Source organism: Sphingomonas sp. DC5200-1 (assembly GCF_049897245.1).
GTDB lineage: Bacteria > Pseudomonadota > Alphaproteobacteria > Sphingomonadales > Sphingomonadaceae > Sphingomonas > Sphingomonas aquatilis.
The window spans coordinates 156,947-169,969 of the sequence record NZ_JAFCVW010000003.1; the positions used below are offsets into that span (position 1 = coordinate 156,947).

At 67.7% G+C, this 13,023-nt stretch carries 10 protein-coding genes; all 10 read right to left on the reverse strand.

The window, feature by feature from the left end; genetic code table 11:
- Window positions 1–27: 27 nt before the first annotated feature.
- Window positions 28–1,179: an HlyD family secretion protein gene (locus ACP7A3_RS06980; protein ID WP_017977402.1), complete on the reverse strand. Its 1,152-nt coding sequence runs from the start codon at window positions 1,177–1,179 to the stop codon at window positions 28–30.
- Window positions 1,179–2,834 carry an MFS transporter gene (locus tag ACP7A3_RS06985; protein ID WP_063687325.1) on the reverse strand — a complete coding sequence of 552 codons (1,656 nt, stop codon included), beginning with the start codon at window positions 2,832–2,834 and terminating at the stop codon, window positions 1,179–1,181. The genes ACP7A3_RS06980 and ACP7A3_RS06985 overlap by 1 nt, the downstream gene beginning before the upstream one ends.
- A 45-nt stretch (window positions 2,835–2,879) precedes the next feature.
- A complete protein-coding gene (locus ACP7A3_RS06990; protein WP_426256548.1) occupies window positions 2,880–3,887 on the reverse strand; it encodes a glycosyltransferase family 4 protein in 1,008 nt (335 codons plus the stop codon).
- Window positions 3,888–4,117: 230 nt separating this feature from the next.
- Window positions 4,118–5,677, reverse strand: a complete 1,560-nt coding sequence (locus ACP7A3_RS06995) for an alpha-amylase family glycosyl hydrolase (RefSeq protein ID WP_426256549.1) — start codon at window positions 5,675–5,677, stop codon at window positions 4,118–4,120.
- Window positions 5,678–5,876: 199 nt separating this feature from the next.
- Complete coding sequence (locus ACP7A3_RS07000) at window positions 5,877–6,989, reverse strand: glycosidase (protein ID WP_426256570.1); 1,113 nt, start codon at window positions 6,987–6,989, stop codon at window positions 5,877–5,879.
- Between the two features lie 210 nt (window positions 6,990–7,199).
- Window positions 7,200–8,045, reverse strand: a complete 846-nt coding sequence (locus ACP7A3_RS07005) for a TorF family putative porin (RefSeq protein WP_017977407.1) — start codon at window positions 8,043–8,045, stop codon at window positions 7,200–7,202.
- Window positions 8,046–8,205: 160 nt separating this feature from the next.
- A complete protein-coding gene (locus ACP7A3_RS07010) occupies window positions 8,206–9,720 on the reverse strand; it encodes a SulP family inorganic anion transporter (RefSeq protein ID WP_426256550.1) in 1,515 nt (504 codons plus the stop codon).
- A 6-nt stretch (window positions 9,721–9,726) separates the two neighbouring features.
- Window positions 9,727–10,425 (reverse strand): carbonic anhydrase, encoded by a 699-nt coding sequence (locus ACP7A3_RS07015; protein ID WP_017977409.1) that lies wholly within the window; start codon window positions 10,423–10,425, stop codon window positions 9,727–9,729.
- A 310-nt stretch (window positions 10,426–10,735) separates the two neighbouring features.
- Window positions 10,736–12,046 carry an ATP-binding protein gene (locus ACP7A3_RS07020; RefSeq protein WP_426256551.1) on the reverse strand — a complete coding sequence of 437 codons (1,311 nt, stop codon included), beginning with the start codon at window positions 12,044–12,046 and terminating at the stop codon, window positions 10,736–10,738.
- 171 nt (window positions 12,047–12,217) lie between these two features.
- Entirely contained in the window at window positions 12,218–12,928 is a 711-nt protein-coding gene (locus ACP7A3_RS07025; RefSeq protein ID WP_017977411.1) for a response regulator, read from the reverse strand.
- Between the last annotated feature and the right edge of the window lie 95 nt (window positions 12,929–13,023).

The following is a 13,023-nucleotide window of genomic DNA, read 5'->3' on the forward strand; positions in this document are numbered from 1 at the left end:
GGTGACGGGGTGCTTTTGGCCAACGCATCACTTCACCGTCGGGCCGGTGGTGGTGTCGACGCTGGCCTGCACCGACATGCCGGGGCGCAGGCGCTGGATCAGTTGCTGGCCGGGGTCGATACGGATGCGGACGGCGATGCGCTGCGGCACCTTGGTGAAATTGCCCGTCGCATTGTCGGCCTTCAGTACCGCGAATTCGGAACCGGCGGCGGGCGAGATTCGCTCGACGCGGCCGGTAAGCTTCGCCCCGCCGAGGCCGTCGACGGTGAAGGTCGCGGGCTGGCCCACCGCCATGCGCGCGGTCTGCGCTTCCTTGAAATTGGCGATGACCCAGGTTTCGGGCGGCACCAGGAACATCAGCTGCGACCCGGCGGTCACATACTGGCCGACGCGGACGCCGACTTCGGACAGGCGGCCGGCCTCCGGCGCGCGGATGACGGTGTTGGCGAGGTCGATCTGGGCAAGACGACGCGCGGCTTCAGCCCCCGACACGCCGGCACGCTGACCGCCGCGGCCGACCTGCACCGTGCGGATATCCTGCTGCGCGATCTCGCGCGCGGCGCGCGCCTGTTGCACCGCGGCCTGCGCCTGGCGCAGCGCGGCGAGCGTCTGGTCGCGTTCGCGCTGCGAGACGGAGCCGTCCGTCACGAGGTCGTTGACGCGGTTCATGTCCGCCTGCGCGCGCATCAGCTGCGCCTCGGCATTGGCGACGGCAGCGGTCTGCGCGGCGAGGCTGGCGGTGCGGCTGCGTTCGGTCTGCTGCGCGTTGGCGAGCGTGGCGTTCTGCGCATCGACCTGCGCGGTCGCCTGATCGACGCGCTGGCGGTAGATGCGGTCGTCGATCTGGACGAGCGGCTGGCCCGCGGTGACGTCGGCGAAGTCGCGGACATAGACCTTGGTGACATAGCCCGACACCTGCGGTGCGATCACCGTCGTGCGCCCGCGGACATAGGCATTGTCGGTCGACTGGTTGCTGGTGGCGAAGGGCGGCAGGCGCCACGCCGCGAGCACCGCGAGGACGCCGCCGATCGCCAGGATCGCGATGACGATCATCGCGGTGCGGCTAGGCGGCTGGGGGCGCCAGCCGGAGCCGGAGGGCGCGCTGGGCGGCGTAACCGCCTCGGCCTGCGCCTCTTCGGTCGCGGGGGTGGAATCCACAGGGTTGCGGATGTCGGTCATCAGGCGGCCTCGACAAGTGCGGCGCGGCGGGCTCGGTACGCGCGGCGGATCAACAGGAAAGCAAGGTAACAGAAGGTGAGCGCGGCGAGCACCGCGATCAGGCGGAAGACGTCGTCATAGGCGAGCACGTTGGCTTCGCGGGTGGTGGTCTGCGACAGGATCGCGCCGCCTTCCGCACTGCGCAGCGCGGGGTCGCCGACCACGCGCGACACCGCCGCGCCGCCGGCCTGAAGGCGCTGCGCGACGATCGGGTCGGTCGGGTCGATGCCCTGGACCAGCGCGGCGCTGTTCGCCTTTTCACGGATCACCTGATAGCTGCCGAGCAGCGCGGTGCCGGCGAGGCCGCCGATCGAATTGATCATGCCGAACAGCGCGACGAAGCTGATGATATGGCCCGATCCGGCCTGCAGCGCGCGCGTCATGCCGAACAAGAGCGCCGGCCCCAGGAAATAGGTCGCGCCGAACGCGATCATCGCCTGCGTGACGTACAGCTGCGGGGCGCGGGTGAGGCTGGTCGCATGGCTGTCGACGAACGCGGCGATGGCGACCAGTCCGATCGCGAGCATGATCGGATGCGTCAGGCGTGTCACGTCGAGCGTCACCGCGCTCAGCACCACGCCGGCCGCCGAGGCGAGGAAGATGATCGTGAAGAAGGGGATCAGCTGATCATTGTTCTGGCCGAGCAACGTCAGCAGGCCGACCGCGGCATAGGTCTGTTCGGATAGCACGATGCGCGCCATGATCGTGACGATCGTGAAGCGGACGATGTCGGCGCTGCCCAGCCACCGCGTGTTGAGCAGCGGATTGACGCGGTGATGTTCGATGACCAGCGCCGCGCCCAGCATCGGAATGGCGGCGATCAGCGCCCAGCCGATCCACGCGGCATTGGTCCACCAGACGATGCGGCCTTCGCCCAACACCGCCGCGAACAGCGCCATCGCGCCCGCGAACAGGACGAAGGTGAGGAAATCGAGCGGCTCGAACGCCTTGGATCGCGTCGTGGGCGGCAGGCGGAGGAAGGCGACCGCGGCGAGGCTCAGCAGCGCGAGGCCGAGTTCGAACAGATAGAGCGTGCGCCATTGCGACATGGCGAGCAGATCGGGCGAGAACAGCCGCGCGAGCGGCGTCGCGCATTGCGGAATGCCGATGCCGACGACGACCGCCTTCAGTCGCCAGCGCAGCGGCAGCGCCTGCATCATGTAATAGAGGCACAGGCTGGAGACGGCGGCGCCCGCCATGCCGCTCGCCGCGCGCACCAGGATCGCGGTGTCGAATTCGCGTACGAACAGATGGCCGAGCGTGAAGACGACATAGAGGCTGAGGAAGATCATCGCGAAGGGCCTGAGGCCGAACTGCGCGCGGAACTTGATCAGCAGCAGGTTGATGCTGACGTTGGTCATCACATAGACCGTCGGCAGCCACGCGATCTCGGCGGGATCGAGGCCGAGCGCGCCTTGCAGGGTGTAGGTGTTCGCGGAAATCAGCGCATTGCCGAACCCGCCGGTCAGGCCGAGCAGCACCGCGATGACGCCATAGGCGATGCGATGGCGCAGCTGATGTTCGACCGACCCCGGCGAACCGGGAATCGCCGGAATCTCATGGGGCAGGAAGTCCCAATGTTCCTCTGACAGGAAGCGGCGGAGACGGGCGAACATGGCCTGCCTATAAACCCGGAAACCGCGGCAGGTCAGCCACTTCGCTCACTGGTCGAGGATGCGGCGGTAGAGCTGGATATAGCGGTCTGCCATGCGTTCGACCGAGAAGCGCTCCGCCACCGCGCGGCGGCAGGCGGCGCGGTCGATCTGGGGCAGGCGCGCGACGGCGGCGATCGCCTCGTCGACGCTGTTTACCAGGAAGCCGGTGACGCCGTCCTCGATCAGCTCGGGCATCGACCCGCGGTTGATCGCGATGACGGGCGTGCCGCACGCCATCGCCTCGACCACCGACAGGCCGAAGGGTTCGTCGAAGTTGATGAGGTGGAGCAGCGCTGCGGCATGGCCCAGCGCGCGGGTGCGCTCCGTGCCGCCGACCGCGCCGGGATGGGTGATGGTGCCCCCGAGGTGCGGCACGACGGCGCGCTCGTAATAGCCCTGATCCTGCACGATGCCGTACATGGCGAGTGCGCGACCCGTTGCCTGTGCCACCGCGATGGCTTCGGCCGCGCCCTTGTCTGGATGCATGCGGCCGAAGAACAACAGGGCGTCGCTGCCGTCCGGATCGAAGGGGAAGTCGTCGAGGACGATCCCGTGGTGGATCGTCTCGGCGTATGTGAGCTGCGGCGATCGGTCGGCATCGCTGATCGCGACATAATGCACCCGATCCTCATACGGCTTGTACATCGGCAGGATGCGATCGGACGAAAAACCATGGATCGTCGTGACCATCGGCGTCGTCACGAGGTTGGCGAAAGCATGGGCGGGAAAATCGGCCTGATTGTGGATCAGGTCGAATTCGCCGGCGCGCTCGAAGACGTGGGCGAGGTGACGGTATTCCCACACCTTTGCGTCGATGCTCGGGTCTTCGGAATAGGGCGCGGGGACGACGCCGGAGAGGGTGCCGGCGGTCAGGCTGTCCTGCGTCGCGAAGAGCGTGACGTCGATGCCGCGCGCGACCAGCGCCTCGGTGAGCAGGCTGGTGACCAATTCCCACGGGCCATAATGGCGGGGAGGCGTGCGCCAGGAGATCGGGGCGAGCATCGCGATTTTCATGGGTGGCGGTCGCCTGAAACGGAGGAATGCATGGGGGTACGGGGGCGTAACGATAAGGCCCGGTGGTGATACTCCGGCGTGGCGGAGTTGTTCCGGGGACTTGCTTCTCCCGTCACCCCGGACTTGGTCCGGGGTCCACCGGCCCGCAGGGGGACGGCAGGAGGCTCGCACCATCCCCCTCGCCGCAGAGTGGACCCCGGAACGAGTCCGGGGTGACGAAGGGGGTGAGATTAGCGGACGAGTATCACAACGCCTTCATTGCCCCGGAGCGTATCGGTTCGCACGCCCCCCGGCAGCGTGCGTAGCACCACCTCGCCCGCCGGCAGCACGAACGGCTGGTCTTCTCCACTCAGGTTCAGCGCCACGACGATCCGCTCGTCCCCCCGCCAGCGTTCGTAGGCGAGGACCGAACCGGTCGTCTCAAGCAACCGGAAGTCGCCTTCCGCCAGCGCGTCATGCTTGCGGCGGAGCGAGAGGAGGTCGCGGTACAGCGCGAGCATCGACCCGGCGTCCTGCGCCTGCGCCGCGACGTTGCGCGTCGGCCAGTCGGGGCCGAGCAGCAGCCACGGTTCCGCACTCGAAAACCCCGCGTGGTCACTGGCGTTCCACGGCATCGGCGTGCGCACCGGGTCGCGGCCCAGCCCCCAACCCGGTTCGCGCAATTCGCGCGGGTCCTGCACCCGATCGGGCGGAATGGCGACGTCGGTCAGGCCGAGTTCGTCGCCATAATAGATCGTCGGCGTACCGCGCAGCGTCAGCAACAGCATCGCGGCGACGCGCGCCTGGGGCCCGCCGACGCGTGTCGCGATCCGGGGCCGGTCGTGGTTGCCGAGCACCCAGTTCGGCCAGCCGCCGGGTGGCAGCGCCGCTTCATAGTCGGCGATCATGGTGGCGAGGCTGCGCGCGTCCCAAGCCGCCTCGATCAGCTGGAAGTTGAAGGGCAGATGCACTTCGGGCGTGTCGATGCCGTAATAGTGCATCAGCTTTTCGATCGGCAGGTAGATTTCGCCGATCAGCACGCGATCGCCGGAATAGCTATCCGCGATGCGGCGCATCTCGGCGGCGATGTCATGGACTTCGGGCTGATCGGTGGAGTTCGACTGGAGCACGGCGTGCATCTCGCCCATTTCGGTACGATAGGCGGGGTTGGCCGGATTGTCGGGGAAGTCGGCGTGCTTCACCATGTGCCACAGCACATCGATGCGGAAGCCGTCGACGCCGCGATCGAACCAGAAACGCAGCACGTCCATCATCGCCGCCCGCACGTCGGGGTTGCGCCAGTTGAGGTCGGCCTGTTCCTTCAGGAAGGCGTGGTAATAATATTGGCCGGTGGCGGCGTCATATTCCCACGCGGAGCCGCCGAAGTCGCTGATCCAGTTGTTGGGCGGGCCGCCATCCGGGGCGGGATCGCGCCAGATGTACCAGTCGCGCTTCGGATTGTCGCGCGACGACCGGCTTTCGCGGAACCAGGGGTGGTCGGTCGAGCTGTGGTTGGGGACGAAATCGAGCAGCAGTTTGAGGCCGCGGGCGTGCGCGGCGGCGAGCAGTGCGTCGAAATCGGCGAGCGTGCCGAAGCGCGGATCGATGTCGCAATAATCGGCGACGTCATAGCCGAAGTCGTGCATCGGCGAGACGAAGATCGGCGATATCCAGATCGCATCGACACCGAGCGCGACCAGATGGTCTAGCCGCGCTTCTATCCCTTTGAGGTCACCGACGCCGTCGCCGTCGCTGTCCTGAAACGAGCGCGGGTAGATTTGGTAGATGCTGCCCGTCTTCCACCACGTCATCGCGCGTCCCCCTGTGTGCCCGTCGAACGGGGAAGAGGCTAGGGGGTTCCTTTTACGCTTCTTGGTTCACGCGAAGACGCGAAGACGCGAAGAGGACTCGCGCGCGGCAATGCATGGCTCTTGCCATGGAATTAGATAGGGCGCTGGCGCGCGGCCTACATTGACGTCTTGGCGCCTTCGCGTCTGCGCGTGAACCAAATCACATGAAACGGCTCTTCGGCAGGCGGGTCATGCGGCAGGCGAGGTCGGCTTCGCCGCTGGCGATGAGGTAATCGTCGCCGTCCGTCACGAGGCCGGTCGAGAAGACGACGGGCGTCGGCAGATACATCTGGTGCGCGATATGTGCGGTGAGGGCGGGATTCGCCTCCAGCAGCGGCACCTCGTCCTCGACGCGCAGGATGTGCGAGGGATCGTCGCGGTCGAGCAGCGCCCAGAAGCTGCGGTAGATGCCGACGCTCTCGCGCGCCTCGACGCCGTGGTAGATCATCATCCAGCCGTCGGGCGTCAGGATCGGCTGCGTGCCGCCGCCGATCTTCATTGCCGAGGTGGAGCCCTTGCGCGCGCGCAGGCCAGGTGCGTCGAGCGGCTTCCAGTGAAGCGCGTCGGGCGATGCCGCGAAATTGATCGACGGGCCGCCGACCCAGGGGCTGTCGGGCGGATAGGCGAAATAGACCTCGCCCAGTGGCCGCGTGAGCGCCATGAATCTGTCGGCGACCAGACCTTCGAACAGGATCATGTCCTTGTTCTGGTGGTCGAGCACGATCCCCTCGAGCCGGTAGTGCAGGCCGTCGCGCGAGGTGTGGAGCGTGGTGCAATGCCGCTCGGCACCAACCGAACAGGTCGTCATGTACCATGTGTCGCCGACGCGCGTGATCCGCGCATCCTCCACGCCATAGTCCTGATAGGTTGCGGCGGGTTCGATCGCGGCGTCGTAGTGGACCGCAACGATGCGTTCGCCGCTGGGGTCCAGCTCAACCGGGAGCAGCCAGGACAGCGACGTCAGCGCGAGGATGCGGTGGCGGCGGCCCTTCAGCTCGAACTGGCGGGGATCGGTCATGTCGACGTCGGTCAACGGCCAGGCGTCGAGCACATAGCCTGCCGGCGTCCAGCGGATCGCATGGACATGGCCGTCCCGCACGGGTTCGGCCAGCGCTTCGGCGATGCGCACCATCAGCAGCAGATTGCCGTTGGGCAGCCGCGTGAAGCCGGGGTTGAAGGCGCCGAGGACATAGGTCGGCTCGGTAATCCCGCGACGGAGCGGCGAGCGGGAGAGGTCGACGTCGTCGGGGGTGAAGATCAGCGCGTCGTGCATGGTGGCGTTAGCGCCGGGGCGGGCGGGTGGTTCCATAGGAAACCGAGGCCGCCAATTCCATGTCCGTCACCCCGGACTTGTTCCGGGGTCCACCGGGCCGCGAGGGGGTGGCCGGAGGCTCGAACCGGCCCCCTCGCCGCGGAGTGGACCCCGGAACAAGTCCGGGGTGACGAAGAGTGTGGGGCGCATGCGCCGCGCCCCACCCATCGATCAGAACGCCGCGCTGATCGAGAACACTACCTGGCTGCCCGCGATCGTGCTGCCGTCCTTGGTCGAGGCGAAGTTCGGCTGCAGATAGGCGGCCTTCGCCTTGCTGATGTCGGTGTCGACATAATAAGCGCTGAGCGTCAGCGGCGTGCCCTTGATCGCGTAATCCGCGCCGAGCAGCCAGTCCCAGTAATGCCCCGTCGGCGCGGCCGACGTGCCGTTGGGGCCGAGGCCCGAATTGCCGTCCGAATGGCCGATATGCGCCTTGGCGGTCAGCGGCGTCTGCGGGATGGCGGCGCTGAAATCGCCCCACAGGTACAGATTGTCGTTGCCCTTGCCGGGGTTGTTCGGAACGCCGGTCGCATAGGCCGCGGCGTTGTTATACCATTTGCCCAGCGCCTGCTGCTTGGGCGCATAGGCGACGCCCGCCAGCATCGAGACGGGGCCGGCGGTGCCCGACAGCTTCACATAGGGTTCGGCGAAGTCGGTTTTCGACGCGCCACCCGGATACATGTACCACGTCAGGCCGACATCGAGCGCGCCGCCGCTGATCGGCACCTTGTAGCCGCCGATCAGGTCGAGCTCCATGTTCGAGCCGCCGAACGTGCCCCAGCCGGACAGGTTGGATGCCCAGGTGCCGACGTACAGGCCGCTTTTATGCGTGATGGTGAGGCCGCCCTGGACCGCCATTTCCTTGTCGGTCTGCGACACGCCGCGCAGGCGATAGTCGGAGACGAGCGCGACCGAGCCGGTGACGGTGACGTCCTTGGGGGGTGCGGTCTCCTGCGCGGCGGCAGGGAGGGCGACGAACGCCGCGAGCGATGCTGCGGCCAGGCTGAGATACTTCATGGAACCCCTTTCCGTGTCGTTGGGGTCCCTCCTGCGTCCAGGCCGCCGGCGCGCTCACTCGAAAGAGGGGCGCCGATCTTTCCCGGACGGTTCCTTCGCTATCGCAGCATTTTCCGTTCGACAATGGGGAATCGCGGGATTGCCGCGATCCCCCGGTCGATCAGTGCGCGAGTGCGGCAGTCTTGCCACGCCCGCCGAGCAGTTCGACGCTGTCGCCCGCGGCCCGGCGACGCTGGAACCAGTCCTTGATCAGTTCCGAACAGGTGTGGTCGACGGTGCGAAGGCCGCTGACGTCGAGGCGGACGGGCGTGCCCGCCGGCGCACGCTCCAGCGTGTCGGACAGCTTGGGCAGCGATACGAAGGTCGCGGCACCCGACAGGTTGATGGCATGCTGGGCGCCTTCCGCGCCTTCCGACACCTTCAGCTTCAGGCCGCGCGCGTGCGGCACCAGCTCCAGCATCGACAGGCCGATGCCGACCAGCACGCCGGTCAACAGGTCCGCCGCCACCACGGTGACGAGCGTCGCCGCCCAGATGAACGCCGGCAGCACGCCGTAATGCGAGAACAGGTGGCGGGCATGGTGGAGCGACACGAGCCGCCAGCCGGTGACGACTAGAATCGCACCCAGCGCCGCCATCGGGATCTCGCGCAGCACGAACGGCAGCAGCGCGACGAAGCCCAGGATCCACATGCCGTGGAACATGGTCGACAGGCGCGTGGTGGCACCGGCCTGTACGTTGGCGGACGAGCGGACGATGACGCCGGTCATCGGCAGCGCACCGGCAATGCCGCACAGCAGATTGCCGACGCCCTGCGCGCGCAGTTCCTTGTTGTAGTTTGTGCGTACGCCGTCGTGCATGCGGTCGACCGCAGCGGCCGACAGCAGGGTTTCGGCGCTGGCGATGAAGGCGATGGCGAGCGCGGCGGCGATGATCGACGGATCCGCAAAGCGGGCGAGGATGCCGGTATCGGGCAGAGCGACCGCACCCGCGATCGATTCGGGCACGTTGACGCGCGCAACGTCGAGGCCGAACGCCATGGCGACGAAGGTGCCGGTCAGCACGCCGACCAGCGCGCCGGGCACCAGCTTCAGCGAGGCGGGGCGGAACTTCTCCCAGCCGATCATCGCGGTGATGGTCAGCACGCCGATGCCGAAGGCGAGCTCTGCCGCGGCGATGTTGTCGGGCGACAGGCCGAGCAGGCGGCCGGGCATCGCCGACAGGTTCTGCAGGCCGCTGGGCAGCGGCTTCGCGTCGAACAGCACGTGGAACTGGCCGACGACGATCAGCACGCCGATCCCGGCGAGCATGCCATGGACGACCGCGGGGCTGATCGCGCGGAACCAGCCGCCGAGCTTCGCGACGCCGGCGACGAACTGGATGATGCCGGCAAGGATCAGGATCGGCCCGAGCGCGGACATGCCGTGATCGCGCACCAGTTCGAACACGACGACGGCGAGGCCCGCGGCGGGGCCGCTGACCTGCAACGGCGAACCTGCCAGCGCGCCGACGACGATACCGCCGATGATGCCGGTGATCAGGCCTTTTTCCGGAGGAACGCCGGACGCCACGGCGATGCCCATGCAGAGCGGCATCGCGACGAGGAAGACGACGATCGAGGCGGTGAGGTCACGGCCGACGATCGACATCTTGGGAAGGTTCAGGGCGCCCAGCATGGGGACTTACTCCGCGGCTTGGAGGAAGGGGACGTCGGAGGCCTGCCGCGGTGCGGCGGCCTGCGCGACGGGGAAGGGCTCGCCTTCGCGGATCGGCACGAAACGACCCGATTCGCCGTCGAGGCCGAGGACGACGCCCTCGTGAATGTCGACGAACCAGCCGTGCAGCGTGATATTGCCCTGCGCCACCGCGGCGGCGACCGACGGATGCGTGCGCAGGTGCTGCAACTGCGAGACGATGTTTTCGAGGCTGAGCGCACGGACGCGTTCGCCATCGGTCAGTTCGGGATAGCTCTGGTCGACGACCTGGCGCGCGGCGGCGCCGTGCTTCAGCCAGTTGGCGACCGTCGGCACCGCGGCGAGCGCGGCGGGATCACCCGACAGGCCCTTCATCGCGCCGCAGTCCGAATGGCCGCACACGATGACGTCGCGCACGCCGAGGACCGACACGGCATATTCCACCGTCGCCGACACGCCGCCGGTATGCGCCGAGAAGGGGGGGACGATGTTGCCGGCGTTGCGGCAGACGAACAGATCGCCCGGCTGCGCCTGCATGATATGTTCCGGCACGATGCGCGAATCGGCGCAGGAAATCATCAGCGCCTTGGGAAATTGGCCATGATGCGCGAGCGTCGAATACAGCGCCTGCTGGTCCTGAAAGACCTTTTTCTCGAAGCTTACGACGCGACCGATCAGTTCGTTCACGAGTGGATACTCCTGTCACGGGCGGCATGAGCCGCATTGAACAGGGTATCTACCGGGTACGTTTTGCTGCGATGCCGCAGCTTCGTGTTAAAATGTTGCCGGACAAAAAGAGGCGGAAACGGAGAGCGGAAGCGGCGTTCGGTCGGGTTGCTCATAATTCCTCCCCCGCCAGGGGGAGGTGGCGCCGCGCAGCGGTGACGGAGGGGGAGGTAAGCGACGCTCCTCGTAATGATCCGTGCCGCCGTCCTCCCCCTCCACCATTCGGCTGACGCCGAACGGTCCCCCTCCCCCTGGCGGGGGAGGAATGGCGTTACGCCGGCAGTTCGATCGCCGCCCGCAGGCCCCCCTCGTCGCGGTTCGACAGCGTGAGCGTGCCGCCCTCCGTCTCGACGATGCGGGCGACGATCGGCAGGCCAAGGCCGAAGCCGACGGTGTCGCGCGGCCGCGCCGAATCGAGCCGGACGAAGGGCTCCAGCACGCGGCGCAGCTGGTCTTCGGGAATCCCTGCGCCGTCATCCTCCACCGCGATGCAGACGCGCCCCGGCGCGCTCGACAGGCGGATCGCGACGTTGCCGGCATAATGGAGTGCGTTTTCGACGAGGTTGCCGAGCGCGCGCTTCAGTGCCGTCGGGCGCACCGTCACCTCGCAATGCGCCGGGCCGTCGTAGATGCCGGGCAGGTCGCGATCCTCGACGTCGTCGATCAACGTCGCACACAGCACCGCGACGTCGACCAGCACCGGCGTTTCGGGATCGCTGTCGCCGCCCAGAAACGCGAGCAGCGACGTCACCATCGCCTCCATCTCGCCGATATCGCGCTCGATCGCCTCGCGTACCGGCGCATCGTCGACGCCCTCGGCGCGCAGCTTCAGGCGGGCGAGCGGCGTGCGCAGGTCGTGGCCGACCGCGGCCAGCGCCTGCGTCCGGTCGGCGATCAGCCGCTGGATGCGCGCGGCCATGCGGTTGAACGCGGCGACGACGTGGCGTACCTCGCGCGGGCCGGTTTCGGGGATAGGATCGTGCTCGGCATCGCCGAACGTATCGGCGGCAAAGGCGAGCTGGCGCATCGGGCGGAGCATGCGGCGGATCAGCAGCCCGCCGATCACCATCAGCGCCAGCGCCGGGATCAGCGCGAGCAGGATGCGTTCGGCGGCGAGGTTTAGGTTCTGGAGCGGCTCCAGCGTGCGGAAATACAGCCAGCTGCCATCGGACAACTTCAGGCCGCCGGTGACGACCGAGCTGCGCCCCGGCGACGTCAGCTTCAGACGCAGATCGGCGGTGGCGAGCGTCGGCTCCCAGTCGACCACCTGGTGCCGCATGCTGTCGAGCGCGGGGGCGATCGGCGGGGGCGGCGGCAGGTCGCGCTGCCAGTGCAGGGCATAGCGTTCGGTGGTGAGGTCGTTCGCCATGTCGCCTCGGCGCGCCGGCGGCTGTTCGGCGACGAGGCGGCGGGCGATGACGAGATGTTCGGCAAGGCGCCGCGCCTCGTCGTCGCGCACCGAAAACTGGCTCGCGCGTTCGTACAGAAGCGTGCTGATCCCGAACTCGATCACCATGGTGAGGAGCAGGATCGCGACGATCTGGCCGATCAGGCCGATCGAGGGCTGAACGAAACGTTTCATCGGGTGATGTGCGGCAAACCGCCCCACTCACGCTTCGTCAACCCGGACTCGTTCCGGGGTCCACTCTGCGGCGAGAGGGACGGCAGGAGGCTCTGGTCACTCCCCTGCGGATCAGTGGACCCCGGAACGAGTCCGGGGTGACGGAGGGAATTGGCAGGCGTCACGCGTCCCTCAACGCCGCGTCACCTCGGTGTTCAGCATATAGCCCACGCCGCGCACGGTGATGATCGGGGCATCCTTGCCCGCGCTCGACAGCTTGCGGCGCAGGCGGCTGATCAGCACGTCGATGCTGCGGTCGGAGCTGTCGCCCAGCCGCGTGCGCGATAGCTCGATCAGGCGTTCGCGGGCGATGACGCGACCGGCATGTTCGGCCAGGCTGACGAGCAGGTCGAACTCCGCGCCGGTCAGGTCGACGACCGCACCGGTGGGCGAGGTCAGCTCGCGGCGCGGCAGCGTTACCTGCCAGCCGTCGAAGGTCAGCACGCCCTCTTCGCGTTCGCCGGGATTGCGCTCCAGCGAGCCGCGACGCAGCACCGCACGGATGCGGGCGATCAGCTCGCGCGTGCCGAACGGCTTGGCGATATAATCATCCGCGCCCAGCTCCAGCCCGACGACGCGGTCGGTCTCGCTGCCCTTGGCGCTGATGAAGATGATCGGGACTTCGCTTTTCTGGCGCAGCGTGCGGCACAGATCGATGCCGCTGGTGCCGGGCAGCATGATGTCGAGCAGGATCAGGTCGACGGGCCCCGCCTCCAGCGCCAGCCACATTTCGGGCGCGGCGGAGGCGGGCCGCACGAGATAGCCGTTTTCCTGCAACGCGCGGGTGGTGAGGGTGCGAAGGGCGGGATCGTCCTCGACCAGGAGGATGGTGGGGGCGGTCATGATCGAAAGTTAGGCACCGGTGCCGGGGCGGTCAACCGCGCCGGACCTATGTTCAAGCTTTGGACACGACCCCGCAACGGGCCCGCAACATTGCG

Excerpts from the sequence above, each read along its gene's own strand:
- ACP7A3_RS06980 (WP_017977402.1), bottom strand. The coding sequence starts at position 1,179 with ATGACCGACATCCGCAACCCTGTGGATTCCACCCCCGCGACCGAAGAG.
- ACP7A3_RS06985 (WP_063687325.1), bottom strand. The coding sequence starts at position 2,834 with ATGTTCGCCCGTCTCCGCCGCTTCCTGTCAGAGGAACATTGGGACTTC.
- ACP7A3_RS06990 (WP_426256548.1), bottom strand. The coding sequence starts at position 3,887 with ATGAAAATCGCGATGCTCGCCCCGATCTCCTGGCGCACGCCTCCCCGC.
- ACP7A3_RS06995 (WP_426256549.1), bottom strand. The coding sequence starts at position 5,677 with ATGACGTGGTGGAAGACGGGCAGCATCTACCAAATCTACCCGCGCTCG.
- ACP7A3_RS07000 (WP_426256570.1), bottom strand. The coding sequence starts at position 6,989 with ATGCACGACGCGCTGATCTTCACCCCCGACGACGTCGACCTCTCCCGC.
- ACP7A3_RS07005 (WP_017977407.1), bottom strand. The coding sequence starts at position 8,045 with ATGAAGTATCTCAGCCTGGCCGCAGCATCGCTCGCGGCGTTCGTCGCC.
- ACP7A3_RS07010 (WP_426256550.1), bottom strand. The coding sequence starts at position 9,720 with ATGCTGGGCGCCCTGAACCTTCCCAAGATGTCGATCGTCGGCCGTGAC.
- ACP7A3_RS07020 (WP_426256551.1), bottom strand. The coding sequence starts at position 12,046 with ATGAAACGTTTCGTTCAGCCCTCGATCGGCCTGATCGGCCAGATCGTC.
- ACP7A3_RS07025 (WP_017977411.1), bottom strand. The coding sequence starts at position 12,928 with ATGACCGCCCCCACCATCCTCCTGGTCGAGGACGATCCCGCCCTTCGC.